Below are 17,367 nucleotides of genomic sequence, written 5' to 3'. Positions count from 1 at the left end.
CTGCGGAGGATAAAACGGCAGGGGGGTTGTATCACGCATTTTTGGCACACGTAAAATGCGAGAAAATGTAATTAAACCATGATACTCATTGCCGTAAAGGGTATCTTGTCAGCGTCTAAAATGACGCATTCAACCGTGAGATTTCATGAATTCATTACTCAAACAGCCGTCACGGATCAGCCTGTTAATCATGCTGATGATTCTGGCGGGTTGCTCTGGCAAAACGCATTATAAAAAATACGATACCCACGCTTATGACGATCAAATTGAAGATGCGGCGGATAATTACAAAGTCGACCGGAAACTGATTAAAGCAATCATTCAGGTTGAGTCCAGTTACAATCCGGACGCCGTCAGCCCGTCGAATGCGATTGGTCTGATGCAACTTAAAGCCTCGACCAGTGGCTGTGATGCTTACCGTTATAAAGGTAAACGCGGTTGTCCGAGCAACAGGCAATTGCATGACCCGGAAACCAACATTGATTTAGGCACGGCATATCTCAGCGGATTACAGCATCAGCAATTAAACTGGATTAACGATCCGCTGACACGTCGGTATGCTACAGAAGTCGCTTACGCCAACGGAGCAGGCGCTTTATTACGGACATTTTCCCCAAACCGCCAGACGGCAATTCAGATGATCAATCAGCTAACGCCGGAGGCGTTTAACTGGCATGTTCGTCAGTATCATCCGGCGCCGCAGGCACCGAGATATATGGCGAAGGTCGAGAAAGTTTATGCTGGGTTATAGCCGAAACCGGCAAAAATGAAGAGTGCGCTACGTGAATTCTGCAGCATTATGGTACTGCCAGAAATTCAGAATTCACGTAGCGTTGTCAGTTTTCAACGGCTGAAATCTGATGAAAAGGAGAGTCCGCATGCTGTCTAATTTATTCGCCGGTTTACCGGTTACTGCCAGTGCGCAGGAAAACGAAACCTTCGAAGCAGTATTAAACACGCCGGGCGTTCGTATCGAGAGAATTGTTTCGACCGGCCAGGCGAGTCCACCATATTTCTGGTATTGCCAGGAACAAAGCGAGTGGGTCACAGTTCTGCAAGGTTCAGCCGCGTTGCGATTTGAAAACGAAACGCAGGCGCGGGTAATGCACGCCGGTGATTACATCAATATTCCTGCGTTATGCAAACACCGTGTGGAATGGACAGCTGCCAATGAAATCACTATCTGGCTGGCCGTGCATTATGGAGAAATTGAAGAGAAAGTTGGTGGCGGAGAGTTATGAAAAAGAAAAGGGATTTGTGCCTGAGTTAGTTAGGAATATATTTAACGAAACTTGTAATGCTATTTGCTCTGGTTCTGCCACATTAGCAGGGATTGTTGACGTGGTTGTTTTCAGAGACGAAATCTACATCGACATGACATTCGACACGTCTTCAGGCACCCAGAACCGGTTTAGTGATTTTGATATCTGACGAGAGAAAAGTGCCCGAAGGGAACTTAACGCAGGATGGGGGGATGGAGGAGAGACGGCGGGTGCGCCACGGGACTCCTCATTTAACATAATATACATTATGCGCACTTTTGTTATCTAAGAAACCCAGGACATCCGGCCTTAGTCCGTCATGTCATTCCGTGAAATCTGCCAGTTCTGCATCCTTTCATTCCGGCAGTTTTTAACCACTTCACTGACTATCACAGCCTTTAAACTGTGCCAGCCAGATGGTATGTCCTGCACATGTCGGGTCTTCGGCAACCATTTTCACTTCCCTGAAACCATGAGCATCAAATAGCGCGCGGTATTCATCCGGAGCCAGACTTGCATGATACAGATCTTCTCCTTCGAATTTGCCAATTGCTTCACCATTGCCCGGACCGCTGGTAAACATCAACGCTGCACCAGGCTTTGCGTGTTCCTTAAAGATGGCAAACATCGCCCGCTGGTCATCACGCGTCAGATGAAAAAAACTGTCCCAGGCAATCAGACCGTCGAACTTTACGTTCAGTGATAACAAACGCATGTCAGCAACCTGCCAGCATTGTTCCGGGAAACGTTCACGACAAATTGAAATCATCGGTTCTGAAGCATCGACGCCGGTCACAGAGAAATGACGTTCTATAAAATATTCTGCGATGGGTTTTCCTGCTCCACAGCCGATGTCCAGAATGTGGCCCTCTGACGGGATCAGAGCCAGAAAACAGTCCAGCCACGCCTTTTCATATCCCTGATCTTTACGCAATTTATCCCAGATATCAGCATGCCGCTGATACAGTGAAATAATGTTTTTCGCCGAAATATCGTCCATTTGCACTCCGTTCTGACCCTCATTTGATCGCGCTACGTGAATTCTGAGTGTCTCACGCGACCTCAGCGCCTGTCAGTGAAAGATTTTAATTTGTTCATACTTCATCACTTTTTTATCATATTTATCAATGTGTTTGTTGATTTTATCAGCATGCTTCGTATGATGTGCGGACAGGTCTTTAATGTAGCGCTGAGGGATAACATCTGATGAAAGACATCACTTTTTACGGTCGTTTCGAGGCCGATATTATGGCCGGGCGCAAAACGATCACGCTCCGTGAAGCGAGTGATGCTGATTTTGTGGCGGGCGATCGTGTTCGCGTAAGTCGTTATGAAGACAACATTTTCTTCTGCAATATCGAGGTTATCGACGTTATACCAGTACAGTTTGACGAGCTGAATGACGCCCATGCCGTGCAGGAAAATATGACATTACCTGAGCTGAAACAGGTGATCAGCGAGATTTACCCAGGTCTGAAATCACTGTTTATGATCGAGTTTCGGCTGGTCTGACAGTTTTGTACAACAGGAAAATGCACCGGCATTTTCACCGGTGCGCCCTTTTCTTTTTACCCCTGCCAGCGTGATCTGCGTATCACCTAGCAGAAACAATTGCGTGATATCCTGCGGCGGGCGTTTGTCAGATAACTTTCTGTGACACCGTCACAATATCAAAAGCATCATAGCTCCCGACATTTAGTGGCTATAATTCAGTAAGTTTCAGGCATCTTTCGCAACCTGAGCGCGACGAAAACAGTCGGGATGATGCGTATTGATCAGGCCCGTCGCTTCCATCCAGGCATAAACAATCGTCGGGCCGACGAAGGTAAATCCCCTTTTCTTCAGGTCCTTCGAAATCCGTTCTGACAGCGTATCTTTCGTGGGTACAGGGCCAGTGTGCTGAATGGCTTTTCCACCAATTTGCGCCCAAATCCACTCACCAAATTCTTCGCCTGACGCCTGCATGGCCAGGTACGCACGGGCGTTTTTAATCACTGCGGTGATCTTGCTGCGCGAACGAATAATGGCGGCGTCATTCACTAACCTTTCGATATCTTCTTCAGTAAATTCAGCCACTTTTTGCGGGTCAAAATGGTAAAATGCCTGCCGTAAAGCATCGCGTTTTTTCAGTACGATCCGCCATGACAAACCCGCCTGGAAACCATCCAGCATCAGCTTTTCCCATAAGGCACGGCTGTCGCGAACAGGTTTTCCCCATTCGCGATCGTGGTAATCGCGCATCATCGGGTCATTATCACCCCACGGGCATCGCTGTAAATCATCAGGAAATTCAGAGTTCATGGCAGCCCTTCTGGCGATGTGATGAACAAGCTTACGATAAAGCCGCGCAGGTTTAAACCGCCGCCTTTTTTCCCTAATTAACAGCATTAAAATTCCGGTATTGATAAAAAAACCGCAGGTCAGGTGTGCATGGTTTTGGATTATGTCATAGACTGTATGTTGTAACTAACTGGAGGGTTTATGGCAGATTATGATTTAATTGCCCGGATGAACGGTTGTTTTAACGAACTGGAACTGGCTTTGCACGATCTCGGGAATTTCCTGAATCAGCTGGAGTTATTGCAGGCAAGAGTGTTTGTCTTGCCGGAGATTGCCAAGGGCGAAGAACATAATCCCGCGGATAAAATTCAGGTCACCCCTTTTACCGGTGTAGCCGCGCAGCAGCTGGCGTTACAGCATTTTCAGCGTCTGTTTATCCATCATAATAATGAGAATGTGAGCAGTAAATCCGCCGTTCGTCTGCCCGGCGTGTTGTGTTATGCGGTCGACGAAGCTGAGCATCAGTCCGCCCTGCTGCTGATAGAAGAAGTGAATAAATTAAAAGCCGAGCTGGAGAATATTGTCACCGTTGAATCTGGTCTCGCCCGCGAACAGCGCTTTGAATTTGTTCATACTCACCTGCGCGGGCTGATTACGCTGAACGCTTACCGCTCGGTCAATTTTCTGAATGATCCGGATTCCGTGCGGTTTGGCTGGGCTAACAAACACATCATCAAAAACGTCACGCGCGATGAAGTCCTTGCTCAGCTGGAAAAGAGCCTGAATGCAGGTCGCGCTGTTTCGCCGTACACTCGCGAACAGTGGATGGAAAATATAAACCGCGAGATGAACGACGTTAAGCGCCTGCCTGAGCATGCGGCGCTGAAATTTAAACGTCCGGTGAAAGTCCAACCAATTGCTCGCGTGTGGTACCGAAACAGCCAGAAGCAGGTACAACATCCCTGCCCGCTGCCGCTGATTGCACTGTGTCTGCGCACGCCGGTAATGCAGGTACCAAAACTCGGCGAATTGCAGGATTACGATGCGGCGTCGGTGAAACACAAATATAAGCCGAAATCACAACCACTCAGCCTGCTGATCAAACGTCTTCATCTATATACCGACTATCCGTTATAAAGCGCGGCATATAAAAAAGGTCCGGAAATCCGGACCTCATTTTGCGTTCTCACATTTAACCGGAAACGATCAGCGCTTCATGCTGCCAACCATGTCTTCCGGACGCACCCACTCATCAAACTGTGCTTCCGTCAGATAACCGAGTTTCAGGGCTGAGCCTTTCAGCGTCAGGCCTTCGTGATGCGCTTTTTTGGCAATTTCTGCCGCTTTGTCGTAACCGATATGCGTATTCAGCGCGGTCACCAGCATCAGCGATTCGTTCAGCAACTGCGAAATACGGTCACGGTTAGGTTCGATGCCCACTGCGCAATGCTCGTTAAAGCCGCGCAGCCCGTCAGCCAGCAGACGAACGGATTGCAGGAAATTGTGGATCACCAGCGGACGGAACACGTTCAGTTCGAAGTTACCGGAAGCGCCGCCGATATTCACTGCCACATCATTACCCAGCACTTGCGCGCACAGCATGGTCATTGCTTCGCACTGCGTCGGGTTCACTTTACCCGGCATGATGGAGCTGCCCGGTTCGTTTTCCGGAATGGAAATCTCGCCGATGCCGCAACGCGGACCGGATGACAACCAGCGCACATCATTGGCAATTTTCATCAGCGACGCGGCCAGGCCTTTCAGGGCGCCATGCCCGTGAACCAGCGCATCGCAGGTGGCCAGCGCCTCAAATTTATTCGGTGACGTTACAAACGGTTGACCGGTCAGTTCGGCCAGCGCTTTCGCCACGCGCACGGCATATTCCGGATGCGTATTCAGGCCGGTACCGACCGCGGTGCCGCCCAGCGCCAGTTCGGCGATATGCGGAATGCTGTTTTCAATATGCTTCAGGTTATGCTCCAGCATCGCCACCCAGCCGGAAATCTCCTGACCCAGCGTGAGCGGCGTGGCATCCTGGAGATGTGTACGGCCAATTTTGACGATATCGCGAAACGCTTCGGCCTTAGCCTGAAGGGTGTTGTGCAACACGTTCAGTTCAGGGATCAGCTTTTCGCGCAGTTCAGTCACCGCCGCCACGTGCATGGCAGTCGGGAAGACATCGTTCGAGCTTTGGCTTTTATTCACGTCATCGTTCGGATGAACTTTGCGCCCTTCGCCGCGCTCACCGCCGAGGATTTCACTTGCCCGGTTGGCCAGCACTTCGTTCATGTTCATGTTGGTCTGGGTGCCCGAGCCGGTCTGCCAGATTGAAAGTGGGAATTCTGTGGTGTGTTTGTCGGCCAGCACTTCATCTGCCGCCGTAATGATGGCATTACCGCGTTCGGCGGGTAATAAACCCAGATCGATATTCACACTGGCCGCTGCACGTTTTGTTTGTGCCAGCGCATGGATCAGAGCCACCGGCATTTTTTCCGAGGAAATACGAAAGTGTTCAAGCGAACGTTGTGTCTGTGCGCCCCAAAGCTTATCTGCCGGAACTTCGATAGGCCCCATTGAGTCTTTTTCAATGCGAGTCGCTGCCATTACAGTCTCCTTAGCTTGGTTTTTCGAATCATAAGTTCGAATGATAATTATGGTTTTTTGCAGGTTTTTAAGTGCCGGATGCGGTCCCACGCATTCACTGACGATGCATCGATTATAGTGTCATATAAGGCAGACGTATAATTCGAATCGATCCCGATTCTGAGTTTTCGCCCTAACCGCACTTTTTGGGGCATCTTAGTTGTAAAGCCCGCTTTGTCATTGTTTACTATGCCCAGAACTTTTCTATTCAGGATGAAGCAATGCAAAAGATGCATAACGGTGTACAAAATTACGCCTGGGGCAGTAAAGACGCGCTGACTAAACTCTATGGGATCACCGACCCGCAAGGCCGTCCGATGGCTGAACTGTGGATGGGTGCTCACCCGAAAAGCAGTTCTCAGGTTGATAATGCCGAAGGCCAGACCCTTTCCCTGCGTGATCAAATCAGCGCTGACCTTGATGGCCAGTTGGGTAAAAAAGTCGCCAAACGTTTCGGCGAATTGCCTTTCCTGTTTAAAGTCCTGTGTGCCGACCAGCCGCTTTCGATTCAGGTTCACCCGAGCAAAGGTGCTGCCGAAATTGGTTTTGCGAAAGAAAATGCAGCGGGCATTCCACTGGACGCCGCAGAGCGTAACTATAAAGATCCGAACCATAAACCTGAGCTGGTTTACGCCCTGACGCCTTTCCAGGCCATGAACGGTTTCCGTGAACTGCGTGATATCGTTTCCCTGCTGCAACCCGTTGCCGGTGCGCATCAGCTGATTGCCAGCTTCCTGAATTATCCTGACGTCGATCATCTGCGCGCCCTTTTCGCCGGCCTGCTGAGTCTGGAAGGTGAAGATAAATCCCGTGCGCTGGACGTGCTGAAATCCGTGCTCCGTGAACAACACGGCGAGCCGTGGGATACCGTGCGCAATATTTCTGAATTCTATCCGGACGATTCCGGCCTCTTCTCTCCGCTGTTGCTCAACGTGATCACCCTGCAACCGGGTGAAGGCATGTTTCTGTACGCCGAAACGCCGCACGCTTACCTGAAAGGCGTGTCGCTTGAAGTGATGGCGAACTCAGACAACGTGCTGCGCGCCGGTCTGACCCCGAAATACATCGATATCCCAGAGCTGCTGGCAAACCTGAAATTCAACGCCAAACCTGCCGGTGAACTGCTGACCACGCCGGTGCAAAAAGGCGCGGAACTCAACTTCCCTATTCCTGTCGAAGATTTTGCCTTCTCAATTCATGAGATTGCCGCTGAACCGCAAACGCTGGAACAGGACAGTGCCGCGATCGTCTTCTGTATTGAAGGCCAGAGTGTGCTGACGAAACAAGATGAAACGCTGACGCTGCTGCCGGGTGAGTCCTGTTACCTGGCCGCCAGCGAATCGCCGGTGACCGTGAGCGGTAATGGTCGCATTGCGCGGGTCTTCAATACCCTGAGTAAATAAGGTGAGATGAAACGAAGATGAAACAAATTGGGGCTATGTGGCCCCAATTTGATGATTTTTCTGTTGATTCAGCTACACTCAAGAGACTATTAACGCCGTGAGGCGTTTTTTATTTTCGGGATATTTCATAAGGATAAACAGAGATATGAAGAAGTCGATAGTCGCTGTGAGCGTCATTGTAGTCCTTGGCGCGGCCTGGACAGGCGTCTCGTGGTATACGGGTAAACTTATCGAACAACATCTGGATGAGCAGGTTGCGGCGGCGAACAGCCAGTTGCAAAGTGCTTATCCAAAAGCAGGTCTGAAAGTCAACTATCAGGATTATCATCGCGGGCTGTTCAGCAGTAATTTGCGCCTTGTCCTGCAACCTGATGTTGCTGCCGCGGCGGCCGGAACCAGTGTGCTGAAAACCGGTGATGAAATTGCCTTTATCGAAACCATCGATCACGGCCCGTTCCCTGCCGCTCAGCTGAAGAAATTCAATCTGATCCCAAGCATGGCTTCCGTGCATTCTGAACTGCAAAACACCCCGACGCTGAAAGGCCTGTTTGACGTCACCAAGGGTAAATCGCTGATCACCGCGGACACGCGTCTGTCTTACAGCGGCGCCAGCGCTTCGACGATTGATATCATTCCGGTGACATACCAGAAAGACGAAAGTCAGCTGCAATTCTCCGGCGGTACAATCAATGTTGATGTTGATAAAGACATGACTGCGATGAAACTGAAAGCCAGCACCGACAGCGTGGCGCTTACCTCTAAAAACCAGTGGGGCCAGCTTGAGAAAGTGACGCTGGCCGGTTTCAGCATGGACAGCGATACGCAGCAAGGGAAATTCCAGGTTGGCGTGGGCGATCAAAATCTGATCGTGAAACAGATTCTGGTCAACATTGACGGCAAAGACGCCGGTTCACTGGACAATTTCAAGCTGGTGAGCAAGTTCTCTGAAAGCGGCAATAACATCAACGGTCAGCAGGATTACACCATTGATGCGCTGAAAATTCAGGGCGCGGATTTCGGTTCAGCCAAACTGACGCTGAAACTGGATAAACTGGACGGCGCGGCACTGAAAGAGTTTGCCGACAAATACAATAATCAATCCCGTGAACTGCTGATGCGTCAGAGTGAACTGGATCCGGCGGTTTATCAGCAACAGGCTGCCGATTTACTTCTGGCCGGTCTCCCGACGCTGCTCAAAGGCAACCCGAGCATCAGCATTGCGCCGCTGAGCTGGAAAAACAGCAAAGGCGAAAGCACCTTCAACCTGCAACTGGATTTGAAAGATCCAGCCGCAGCGCCAGCACAGACGCAAGATCAGATGTTGTCTCAGCTGGTGAATAAGGTCGATGCCACACTGAACATTCCACTGCCGATGGCGACTCAGGTCACCACGCAGGTTGCGCAACTCGAAGGCTACAGCGCCGATGACGCCGCGAAACTGGCTCAGCAGCAGGTTCAGGGTCTGGCCGCGATGGGTCAGATGTTCAAACTGACTACCGTGAAAGATGACACCATCACCAGCAGCTTCCATTACGCGGACAATCAGGTTGACCTGAATGGCCAGAAAATGACGTTGCAGGAATTCGCCGGTCTGTTCGGTATTCTGGGCGGGCCAGCAGCGCCAGCACCAACACCTGAACAGGAAGCACCTGCTGCTCCTGCATCCGTTCCGGCTCAGTAATATTCTTTTCTCCTCCCCCTGCGAAGGGGGAGGTTGGGAGGGGGGTTTACACACGACACCTTCTGGCCTGAGTTAACCCACACCCCATCCCAACCTTCCCCCCGTGAGAGGGGAAGGAGTAAGACCCCCCTACCGTTACCAAAGGATCTTCTGACGTGTCTGACCCCGCTGACCTCCTCCGGCTGAACGATGTTTCGTTCACCCTCAATAATATTCCGCTCCTTGAGCCCGTTTCATTAACCCTGAACCCCGGTGAATTTACCCTGCTGACCGGTCCTTCCGGCAGCGGAAAAAGCACGTTGCTGAAAATCATCGCGTCACTGCAAAACCCGACCGGCGGGAAACTGTATTTTAAAGGCGAAGACATCAGCCGGATCAGACCCGAAACCTATCGCCAGCGAGTTTCCTACTGTTTCCAGACGCCATCGCTATTTGGCGAAACGGTCTATGACAACCTCGCGCTGCCTTATCAGATCCGCAATAAAAAAGTCGATGAAACACAGCTGCGTGACTGGCTGACCAAAGTGAATCTGGCTGAAGGGATGCTGACGAAAAGCATTCAGGAGTTGTCCGGAGGTGAAAAACAGCGCGTCGCCCTGCTCCGTAATTTGCAGTTTATGCCTGATGTACTGCTGCTCGATGAAATCACCAGTGCGCTGGACGAGGAAAATAAGATCAATATCAATGACATTATTGCCAGCCTGGTTGCCGAAAAACAGCTGGCCGTGTTGTGGGTCAGCCATGACCTCAATGAAATCCGTCACGCCAAAAACGTCATTACCCTGACCCGCCACACGCAAGGAAGTCCGGCTCATGAATCAGCATAATATTACCGATCAGTCACTGGCTCTGGCGTTGATTCTGGTGGTCGTCGCCCTGCTGGTCAGCAAGAAAGAAAAACTCGGGCTGGAAAAAGACATCATCTGGAGCGTCGCACGCGCCATCGTCCAGTTAGTCATTGTCGGCTATGTCCTGAAATATATTTTTGATATCAATAACAGCCTCTTAACCGTGCTCATGGTGCTGTTTATCTGCGTCAATGCAGCGTTGAATGCGAAGAAACGTAGCAAGAATATCGATAACGGTTTTGTCATTTCGTTTGTCGCCATTACGGTCGGCACAGCGCTGACGTTAACGATTCTGATCCTCAGCGGATCGATTGAATTCCTGCCAATGCAGGTGATCCCTATTTCAGGGATGATTGCGGGGAATGCAATGGTGGCTGTCGGTTTGTGCTACAGCAACCTGAATCAGCGCTTTATTGACAATCAGCAGAAAATCCTCGAAATGCTGAGCCTGGGCGCGCCGACTAAGATTGCCTCGGGGAAGATTATTCGTGACAGCATTCGTGCGGCGATGATCCCGACTATCGATGCGGCGAAAACAGTGGGGATCGTAAGTTTACCGGGCATGATGTCCGGCCTGATTTTTGCGGGAATCGATCCGGTAAAAGCGATTAAATATCAGATTATGGTGACGTTTATGCTGCTGGCTACCGCCAGTTTATCGACGATTATTGCCGGTTATCTGGCGTACCAACGTTTCTACAATGACCGCGCACAGTTGCGGTCACTGAAATCTTCGTAGCCTTCACAGCGCCCTGCCAGCGGATACGCGGCGGGCGCATTTTTCTTCCGGCTTGTAAGATTTAAGCATTTATAAATCTGAAAGCACCTGACGCAGATTGATTTCTCCTGCTGCTTCATCACCCAGATCCAGAACCCTTTCAAGTTCGTTCAGATGTTCCTGCATCAGTTGCACAGCCAGCGCATTATCGCCACTTTCCAGCGCATCAATAATCGCCTGATGTTCATCACACTGACAGGAAGAGACGTCAGCGCGCTGATACAGCGCCACAATCAGCGAGCTACGCACCATCAGATTCGACAAAATGTCGCTCAGCACGCTGTTGCCCGAAATTTCTCCTAGGATCAGGTGAAACTCGCTCAGCTCCCGCACAATCACACGGCGGTCTTCAGATTTGGCGGCTTCACGCTCACCGTTCAGATGCGTATGGATTCGCTGACGATGCTGACGAATGCACTCCGGGCAAATTCCTTCCACTATCGCGCGTTCAATGGCGCGACGGGCAATGAAAACTTCACGGGCTTCTTTTGCCGTGGGCTGCGACACCATCGCCCCACGGTTAGGTTCGATAGTGACAATGCGTTGCATAGACAGACGCTGTAACGCAACCTGAACGTGGTTACGGTTGGCACTGAGTGCCTCAACCAGTTGCGACTCGACCAGGCGGGTGCCAGGGCGCAGGCGCTGCTGAGCGATAGCCTTCGATAGAACGTCGACAATGCGCTGAACTTCCAGCTGCTTGGCGGTTGTAATTGGATTACTCATGGAATGCTAGATGGCCTCTTTATGGCATTTTTTCGTGCAAATTATCACCAGCCGTCAACTCCCGTCATTAGTAAATGAAGTCCAGTGATGATTCGTGCACAAGCCCGCAACAAAACGGCACGTATTATTCATCATAATTCTCATTCCCGCACGCATTCCCTAAATTCTTACATTTCTCATTCGCATCAGGGCGATTCGGCGAGACGTTCCGGAAACATTCCAATCAGGTGCAACAATTTTATTGCGCGATGCGACCGAACACATTTTTGAGCGGCAACTCGGCGATCTGATCAATCAGCGTCAGCAAAGGCTCGCACGGATACCCATCATCCAACCCGCGCAGTGTGCGTAAAAAAGTCAGCGCGGCTTCAGGTTTTGGGAATTTTTCCTGCTGGGTGAAATACAGATACAGCGCCAGCACCGCCACCGAACGGCTGCGCCCGCCACGACAATGAATCAGCACATTGGCCGCACGGTGCGGCGGATAACTGCGTTTCCCAGGGCTGGCCTGCCCGAGTAAACCGTCCAGCGCCAGCACACCGGCCAGGAGATGATTCATCGTATTGCCCGCCCCGTCGATCAGCCCAATCTGAGTTCGCCGCAGCCAGGTGCCATCGGGCAGCGCCAGATCACCGAGCTGGAGATTAACCGCCATATTCAACGCTGAGGTAATATTGTGCTGGTGTAACAGATAAGCATCCTGCGCTGCCGGGCCATTGCCGAGGTATAACCAGCGGTGGCTTTGTCCGGCAACCGGGACGAGTTTGATGAGTAACGGTCTGCTGTCTTCTTCTTGTTCAGCTTGTTTACGCGTTTGTAGGGAATCAGTCATTATCATCTTCCTGATATCAGTGAGTTCCGAAACGGTAACACATTCAAAAGCCGCAAACCTTTGCCTGATTAGCACTTTCCCGCCTTCGCTAATTCATACCCTCCACGGCAGCACCCCTTCCGGTAATCTTCGTGCAAACAGCGACGCCAGTAACATCAGGATCAGCACCACACCAATCATCAGACAACCCACCGCCGCCGCGAGCGTAGAAGAACCGCCCTCGTCGAGGAACACAATCATCGGACCAAGCGTTTGAGTGCCGGACGTCACCAGCAGAATCGACACCTGAATTTCATTAAGCGCCGTCAGGAACACCAGAATCGTCCCCGCCATTGCCGAAGGTGCCGCCAGCGGCATCAGGATATCGCGCATACGCCGCAGGAAACCGGCTCCAAAAATTTGTGCAGCCTCGTCCAGAGAACGTTCTATCTGCGCAAACCCTGCCATCGTCGGTCGCAGAACCAGCGCCATAAAGTTGGAAAGATAGGCCGCAAGAATAATCCACACCGTGCCATACAGACTGACGTGGATCAGCGGCAGCGGTTTAAGGAAAAACAGAATGGCCGCAATACCCGTAACAATCCCCGGTAATGCGTAAGCCAGCTCCGTGGATAACTGCAACACACGCACCAGCCGCGTGCGCTGCCAGCTGAGAAAATAAGCCAGAAACAGCGAGGCGACAGTCAGGATCACCGCCGTAAGCAGCGTCAGCCCCAGACTGGTGAAAAAGGCCTGGCGGATGGCCGGATACCCGAACAGCGCATTGGCATAATTACTCAGCGTCAGGCTGCTGAACGTCAGCGCCTGGCCGAATCCCTGCGTCAGTGATGTTGTCAGCAGCGCGGAAAGCGGCAGCAACAGGGTCAGGATCATCCAGAGCCAGACGGTGATTTCTACCGGCAAACGCCAGCGTCCGAGCGGCTGATGCAAAGACCGTGGCGTGCCGGTCACGCGCACATCCTGACGCCCGCCCAGCCACCGGCTGAGCATTAGACCCGCCAGCGTAATCGCGGCAATCAGCAAAGACAGCACCGCCATGTCCGCCAGCGCCGACGCGCCAGCGGTATTGAGCTGCTGGTAAACCAGCGTGATCAGCGTAGGCACACGCCCTGGAATGCCCAGCATCGCCTGAATACCGAAATTCCCCGCCGCCGTCACAAACGACAGCGCCGCGCCGGCAAAAATCGCCGGACGCACCAGCGGCAAAATTACCGTAAACAGAACCCGCCACGGCTGTGCTCCGCCTGCCCGCGCCGCTTCAACCAGATCGGCGGGCAAACGGCGCAGCCCCGCGCGCACCATCAGAAACACCAGAGGCGCATTGTGCAAACCCAGCAAAATAATGATGCCGCTCATCGAATATAACGGCGATGGCGAACCCGGCGGCAGGCTCATACCGAAGCACTGCAGGACCGGGCTGGACGGCGAAAGCGCCTGAACCCACGCCAGCGCCGTCACCTGCGGAGGGATCATCAGCGGCAGGATGAACGTGAAAACCCATGACTGCTTGCCGCGTAAATTGGTTAACGCGATAAGCAGCGCCGCCACAGTGCCAAGCAGCATCGCCAGCAACGTGGAGATAACGGCAATCGACAGCGTATTCAGCGTGGCAGTCAGCACCCGTCGCGTGCCCAGCAGATGGCTGAACCGCGAGAGATCTGGGATCCCCTGCGGTGCCACTGCCGCCCACACCAGCCGCGCCAGAGGTGCAACCGACAAAATGCCTATCAGCAACGTCAGCCCCCAGAGAACCGCCTTCTCGCTGCCCGGCCAGTAACGCCTGCGCGCAGCCACCGTGCGGCGCTGAATTTCACTCATCACGCTCATTTGCCTTTCCCTTCAGCCATCAGCCGCCGAAGATTTCTGTGAATTTCGCACGTACCTGCTTATCGTCAGCCACCGCTTTGTCAGAATCGAGTGTCAGCAGTTTGATGGAATCCACCGGCGCAAACCCTTCCGGTGCCGGAACACGGGCATCAATCGGACGGTTCCCCTGTTTTGCCACCAGTTGCTGCCCCTGCGGCGAGAGCATGAAATTCACAAACGCTTTGGCTGCCGGCACGTTGTGCGCCCCGGCGAGAATGGCTACCGGCTCTGTCACAAACGACGCACCTTCTTTCGGATACACCAGATCAATCGGGGAGCCTTGCTTCTTTGCACGGATGATATCGGCATCCGTAATCACACCATATTTTGCCATGCCGCTGGCAACGGCTTTCAGCGCCGGGCCATTTCCGCCTTCCGGCGTAATGCCGTTTGCCGCCAGTTTCTGATAAAACGCCCAGCCAATATCCGGCGTGTTAATCGCCGTATGCAGGTGATAAAGCGCCGCCCCGGAATACAACGGGCTTGGCACCGCCACCTGGCCTTTATTCTGTGCGTCGGTCAGTGCCATCCAGCTGTCGACCGGTTTGGCATTTTTCGTGTTGTACGCAATGACCGTGGCGATGATTTTTGTGCCGAACCAGGTTTTATCTTTATCGTAGAAATCCGGGCTGATATTGCTGACCGGGGCATCAGGATACGCCATCAGCTTGCCGTCTTTTTTCAGCGCACCCAGATTGATGGAATCTGCCACCAACAGCACATCGGCTTTCACATCTCCTGCCATCATTTCCGTCTGCAACACATTCATCAGCTGCGTGGTGCCGTTACGCGTCCATTCCACCTGAACGTCTGGATATGCCGCTTTAAAGGCATCGACTGTCTGTTGTGCGATTTCCGGTGCCTGAGAGGTATAAATCACCAGTTTGCCCGACGCCGTTTCTGCCGCATTGGCAGAAGTGAACAGCACGGTAGCCAGTGACAGCGTGCAAAAACTCAATCTGATGGTATTAGAAATGTGCATAGCCCTGTCCTTTTGAGAATCACTAGTTTTAATGAGTGCGTTGAGAAGAGATCATTGAGGAAGTACCCAGCCGTCTGCGATGATAAAAGTGACATTGTCACCCGGCTGAATCTCTTTTTTAGAATGAATGGACAATCTGAGTTCCGGCGCGGCGTGCGGCGTGATGTCTGTCTGGCAGTATCCGCCGCGATAAATCTGTCGGGAAACCCGTGCCGGAATCCCCGTTTCGTCCGGCTCGGCAAAACGTAAATCCGCCGCGTGAACACACGCCTGCGCCTTTGGCACTGAAAGCTGTGAAACCGCCGTACGCAACCTGACATGGATGCCGAAAATCGCTACCCGCGCATGGCCGTTACCGTCCGGCCGGACATCCGTCACCGGAATGACGCGCCCGTCATCGATAAACGTGGCGACCATTTCATTGGCCGGTTCCCGGTACAGAATCTGTGGCGTGGCAAACTGCATCACACGCCCTTCGTTCATCACCACCACGCGATCCGCCAGCGACATCGCCTCCTGCTGGTCATGAGTGATATACAACAGCGTCGCGCCGGTGTGCTGATGAAAGCGGCTGAACTCTTCTTCCATCGCCGCCCGCAGGTGTACATCCAGGTTTGCCAGCGGTTCATCGAGCAGCACTACGCCCGGGCGTGTGACCAGACAACGCGCCAGCGCAACCCGCTGTCGCTGACCACCTGATAAATCCGATGGCCGCCGTGTCGCATATTCGCGTAACCCGACCAGCGCCAGCGCCTCTTGTGTGCGGACGCGCCGTTCATTGCGGTCCATTCCCACGACTTTCAGGCTGTACGCCACGTTCTCTTCTACCGACATATGCGGCCACAACGCGTAATTCTGAAACACAATCCCCAGCTCACGTCTCTCCGGCTGCACATGCACATCAGGCGATGAAAACAGACGATCGCCTACGGTGATCGTGCCGCTGTTGACCGGCTCAAACCCGGCCACGGTCCGCAGGAGCGTCGTTTTTCCGCAACCTGACGGGCCCAGCACGGCCACAAACTCCCCCGGCCGGATATGCAGGGAGACATCGTTAAGCACCGGTTGTGTGGCGAAGGATTTGCTTAGGTGGGAAATCTGGATGGCAGACATGCGTCGGTGTTTTCCTCAAAGCGGCGATGACCTGTTCAATGAGAAAACAAATTACTGCGATTTTGTGACTGTTTTATGACCGGGTTGAGAAGGTTTGGTTTGTCTTATGTTTCAGTTGTTTATTTTTTGCGAGGCATCGCGGAGGAAAAGATCGTCCTTCTGAATTCCCTGCAAATACCCGACAGGATGCGCGGGTGTGATGGCACAACACATCGGGCGCGGGAAAAAATGTGAACCCCGTTTCCGTTAAAAAATAATCATAAATGATTACTTCCACTTTGCACAAAACGTAATCATACTCCACCGCAAGGAACGCCATTGTGTACGACGTGACGGTATTACCCGCTGCCATGAAGGAGCTTCGCAAATTGCCTCCCACGCTGAGTGCCAGCATTGCTGATGCTTTGAAGGAGCTGGAGATCTACGGTGCCGCGTTACAGGATCCGCAGGTCCGGTATCTCGGAAATGGAATACGGGAAGTCCGGGTAACCAGTCTGGAGGGTCTGGGCAGAGCGTTTTATTTTTTTATGCAGGGTCGACGCATTTATGTCGTGCATATTCTGCATAAGAAAACGGCTAAAACGCCGCATCAGGATTTAGAACTGGCATTACAACGTATGAAAAATATCAAAAAGGATGAATATGAAAGATTACGATGAAAACAAACTCATTCCCCTCAGCGCAGTTATGGAGGAGATGATGCAGGATCCTGAATTCGCCGCAGCGTATGAGGCAATTCAGGTGCACAAAAAAATGGTCGCCGAACTCAAGGCAGCAAGGCTGGCGGAATCCCTGACGCAGGAGGATATCGCGCGGCGCACCGGCATGAAAAAACAAAATATCAGCCGGTTTGAAAACGGTGCCGCATCCCCGACGCTTAATACCGTCAGCCGTTACGCGGTCGCACTTGGCGGCACTTTTGAATTCAAAAAACTGCACGGCTAGCCTTTAGC

18 protein-coding genes are annotated in these 17,367 nt (G+C 52.2%); 10 read left to right on the top strand and 8 right to left on the bottom strand.

Features of this window, described 5'->3' with window-relative positions:
• The first annotated feature begins 145 nt into the window (after positions 1-145).
• Together ACLBVC_RS13130 and ACLBVC_RS13125 are read left to right on the top strand one after the other, a co-directional pair.
• Positions 146-751, top strand: coding sequence for a transglycosylase SLT domain-containing protein (locus ACLBVC_RS13130; RefSeq protein ID WP_410149971.1), 606 nt, complete (start codon positions 146-148; stop codon positions 749-751).
• Positions 752-878: 127 nt separating this feature from the next.
• Positions 879-1,241, top strand: coding sequence for a cupin domain-containing protein (locus tag ACLBVC_RS13125; protein WP_410149970.1), 363 nt, complete (start codon positions 879-881; stop codon positions 1,239-1,241).
• A 400-nt stretch (positions 1,242-1,641) separates the two neighbouring features.
• Here the strand turns inward: ACLBVC_RS13125 and ACLBVC_RS13120 are convergent, their stop codons facing one another.
• Entirely contained in the window at positions 1,642-2,262 is a 621-nt protein-coding gene (locus tag ACLBVC_RS13120; protein ID WP_410149969.1) for a class I SAM-dependent DNA methyltransferase, read from the bottom strand.
• Between the two features lie 203 nt (positions 2,263-2,465).
• Between ACLBVC_RS13120 and yqfB the strand changes: the two genes are divergently transcribed.
• Positions 2,466-2,774, top strand: coding sequence for a N(4)-acetylcytidine aminohydrolase (yqfB, locus tag ACLBVC_RS13115; protein ID WP_410150164.1), 309 nt, complete (start codon positions 2,466-2,468; stop codon positions 2,772-2,774).
• Positions 2,775-2,981: 207 nt separating this feature from the next.
• Here yqfB and ACLBVC_RS13110 read toward each other — a convergent pair whose 3' ends face one another.
• Positions 2,982-3,563 carry a DNA-3-methyladenine glycosylase I gene (locus ACLBVC_RS13110; protein WP_410149968.1) on the bottom strand — a complete coding sequence of 194 codons (582 nt, stop codon included), beginning with the start codon at positions 3,561-3,563 and terminating at the stop codon, positions 2,982-2,984.
• A 180-nt stretch (positions 3,564-3,743) separates the two neighbouring features.
• Here ACLBVC_RS13110 and tus point away from each other — a divergent pair, with 180 nt between their 5' ends.
• Positions 3,744-4,679, top strand: coding sequence for a DNA replication terminus site-binding protein (gene tus / locus ACLBVC_RS13105; protein WP_410149967.1), 936 nt, complete (start codon positions 3,744-3,746; stop codon positions 4,677-4,679).
• A 69-nt stretch (positions 4,680-4,748) separates the two neighbouring features.
• Here the strand turns inward: tus and fumC are convergent, their stop codons facing one another.
• A complete protein-coding gene (gene fumC, locus ACLBVC_RS13100) occupies positions 4,749-6,146 on the bottom strand; it encodes a class II fumarate hydratase (protein ID WP_410149966.1) in 1,398 nt (465 codons plus the stop codon).
• A 260-nt stretch (positions 6,147-6,406) separates the two neighbouring features.
• Between fumC and manA the strand changes: the two genes are divergently transcribed.
• The 4 genes from manA to fetB all read left to right on the top strand — a co-directional run bounded on the left by manA (position 6,407) and on the right by fetB (position 10,856).
• Positions 6,407-7,588, top strand: a complete 1,182-nt coding sequence (manA, locus tag ACLBVC_RS13095; RefSeq protein ID WP_410149965.1) for a mannose-6-phosphate isomerase — start codon at positions 6,407-6,409, stop codon at positions 7,586-7,588.
• 145 nt (positions 7,589-7,733) lie between these two features.
• Positions 7,734-9,269 carry a YdgA family protein gene (locus tag ACLBVC_RS13090; protein WP_410149964.1) on the top strand — a complete coding sequence of 512 codons (1,536 nt, stop codon included), beginning with the start codon at positions 7,734-7,736 and terminating at the stop codon, positions 9,267-9,269.
• Between the two features lie 155 nt (positions 9,270-9,424).
• A complete protein-coding gene (gene fetA / locus ACLBVC_RS13085) occupies positions 9,425-10,096 on the top strand; it encodes an iron efflux ABC transporter ATP-binding subunit FetA (RefSeq protein WP_410149963.1) in 672 nt (223 codons plus the stop codon).
• Positions 10,083-10,856 (top strand): iron efflux ABC transporter permease subunit FetB, encoded by a 774-nt coding sequence (gene fetB, locus ACLBVC_RS13080; RefSeq protein WP_410149962.1) that lies wholly within the window; start codon positions 10,083-10,085, stop codon positions 10,854-10,856. Before fetA ends, fetB begins: the two co-directional genes overlap by 14 nt.
• Before the next feature lie 69 nt (positions 10,857-10,925).
• Here the strand turns inward: fetB and ACLBVC_RS13075 are convergent, their stop codons facing one another.
• The 5 genes from ACLBVC_RS13075 to ACLBVC_RS13055 form a co-directional block, all read right to left on the bottom strand.
• Positions 10,926-11,621 carry a GntR family transcriptional regulator gene (locus ACLBVC_RS13075; RefSeq protein WP_410149961.1) on the bottom strand — a complete coding sequence of 232 codons (696 nt, stop codon included), beginning with the start codon at positions 11,619-11,621 and terminating at the stop codon, positions 10,926-10,928.
• 238 nt (positions 11,622-11,859) lie between these two features.
• Positions 11,860-12,453 carry a dual specificity protein phosphatase family protein gene (locus tag ACLBVC_RS13070; protein ID WP_410149960.1) on the bottom strand — a complete coding sequence of 198 codons (594 nt, stop codon included), beginning with the start codon at positions 12,451-12,453 and terminating at the stop codon, positions 11,860-11,862.
• Between the two features lie 93 nt (positions 12,454-12,546).
• On the bottom strand, positions 12,547-14,280 hold the full coding sequence (locus ACLBVC_RS13065) for an ABC transporter permease (protein ID WP_410149959.1): 1,734 nt from the start codon (positions 14,278-14,280) through the stop codon (positions 12,547-12,549).
• 19 nt (positions 14,281-14,299) lie between these two features.
• Entirely contained in the window at positions 14,300-15,301 is a 1,002-nt protein-coding gene (locus tag ACLBVC_RS13060; RefSeq protein WP_410149958.1) for an ABC transporter substrate-binding protein, read from the bottom strand.
• 51 nt (positions 15,302-15,352) lie between these two features.
• The gene (locus ACLBVC_RS13055) at positions 15,353-16,414 is read right to left on the bottom strand and encodes an ABC transporter ATP-binding protein (RefSeq protein ID WP_410149957.1); all 1,062 of its coding nucleotides are present in this window, start codon (positions 16,412-16,414) and stop codon (positions 15,353-15,355) included.
• 320 nt (positions 16,415-16,734) lie between these two features.
• Here ACLBVC_RS13055 and ACLBVC_RS13050 point away from each other — a divergent pair, with 320 nt between their 5' ends.
• Together ACLBVC_RS13050 and ACLBVC_RS13045 are read left to right on the top strand one after the other, a co-directional pair.
• The gene (locus tag ACLBVC_RS13050; RefSeq protein ID WP_410149956.1) at positions 16,735-17,073 is read left to right on the top strand and encodes a type II toxin-antitoxin system RelE/ParE family toxin; all 339 of its coding nucleotides are present in this window, start codon (positions 16,735-16,737) and stop codon (positions 17,071-17,073) included.
• The gene (locus ACLBVC_RS13045; protein ID WP_152326227.1) at positions 17,057-17,359 is read left to right on the top strand and encodes a helix-turn-helix domain-containing protein; all 303 of its coding nucleotides are present in this window, start codon (positions 17,057-17,059) and stop codon (positions 17,357-17,359) included. The genes ACLBVC_RS13050 and ACLBVC_RS13045 overlap by 17 nt, the downstream gene beginning before the upstream one ends.
• Positions 17,360-17,367: the final 8 nt, after the last annotated feature.

This window comes from Rahnella selenatireducens, assembly GCF_046449555.1.
GTDB classification, from domain to species: domain Bacteria; phylum Pseudomonadota; class Gammaproteobacteria; order Enterobacterales; family Enterobacteriaceae; genus Rahnella; species Rahnella selenatireducens.
Note: the sequence above shows the minus strand (reverse complement) of the source record. Positions and strands in the feature narration are given on the sequence as shown.

Excerpts from the sequence above, each read along its gene's own strand:
- ACLBVC_RS13130 (WP_410149971.1), top strand. The coding sequence starts at position 146 with ATGAATTCATTACTCAAACAGCCGTCACGGATCAGCCTGTTAATCATG.
- ACLBVC_RS13125 (WP_410149970.1), top strand. The coding sequence starts at position 879 with ATGCTGTCTAATTTATTCGCCGGTTTACCGGTTACTGCCAGTGCGCAG.
- ACLBVC_RS13120 (WP_410149969.1), bottom strand. The coding sequence starts at position 2,262 with ATGGACGATATTTCGGCGAAAAACATTATTTCACTGTATCAGCGGCAT.
- ACLBVC_RS13110 (WP_410149968.1), bottom strand. The coding sequence starts at position 3,563 with ATGAACTCTGAATTTCCTGATGATTTACAGCGATGCCCGTGGGGTGAT.
- tus (WP_410149967.1), top strand. The coding sequence starts at position 3,744 with ATGGCAGATTATGATTTAATTGCCCGGATGAACGGTTGTTTTAACGAA.
- fumC (WP_410149966.1), bottom strand. The coding sequence starts at position 6,146 with ATGGCAGCGACTCGCATTGAAAAAGACTCAATGGGGCCTATCGAAGTT.
- manA (WP_410149965.1), top strand. The coding sequence starts at position 6,407 with ATGCAAAAGATGCATAACGGTGTACAAAATTACGCCTGGGGCAGTAAA.
- ACLBVC_RS13090 (WP_410149964.1), top strand. The coding sequence starts at position 7,734 with ATGAAGAAGTCGATAGTCGCTGTGAGCGTCATTGTAGTCCTTGGCGCG.
- fetB (WP_410149962.1), top strand. The coding sequence starts at position 10,083 with ATGAATCAGCATAATATTACCGATCAGTCACTGGCTCTGGCGTTGATT.
- ACLBVC_RS13075 (WP_410149961.1), bottom strand. The coding sequence starts at position 11,621 with ATGAGTAATCCAATTACAACCGCCAAGCAGCTGGAAGTTCAGCGCATT.
- ACLBVC_RS13070 (WP_410149960.1), bottom strand. The coding sequence starts at position 12,453 with ATGACTGATTCCCTACAAACGCGTAAACAAGCTGAACAAGAAGAAGAC.
- ACLBVC_RS13065 (WP_410149959.1), bottom strand. The coding sequence starts at position 14,280 with ATGAGCGTGATGAGTGAAATTCAGCGCCGCACGGTGGCTGCGCGCAGG.
- ACLBVC_RS13060 (WP_410149958.1), bottom strand. The coding sequence starts at position 15,301 with ATGCACATTTCTAATACCATCAGATTGAGTTTTTGCACGCTGTCACTG.
- ACLBVC_RS13055 (WP_410149957.1), bottom strand. The coding sequence starts at position 16,414 with ATGTCTGCCATCCAGATTTCCCACCTAAGCAAATCCTTCGCCACACAA.
- ACLBVC_RS13045 (WP_152326227.1), top strand. The coding sequence starts at position 17,057 with ATGAAAGATTACGATGAAAACAAACTCATTCCCCTCAGCGCAGTTATG.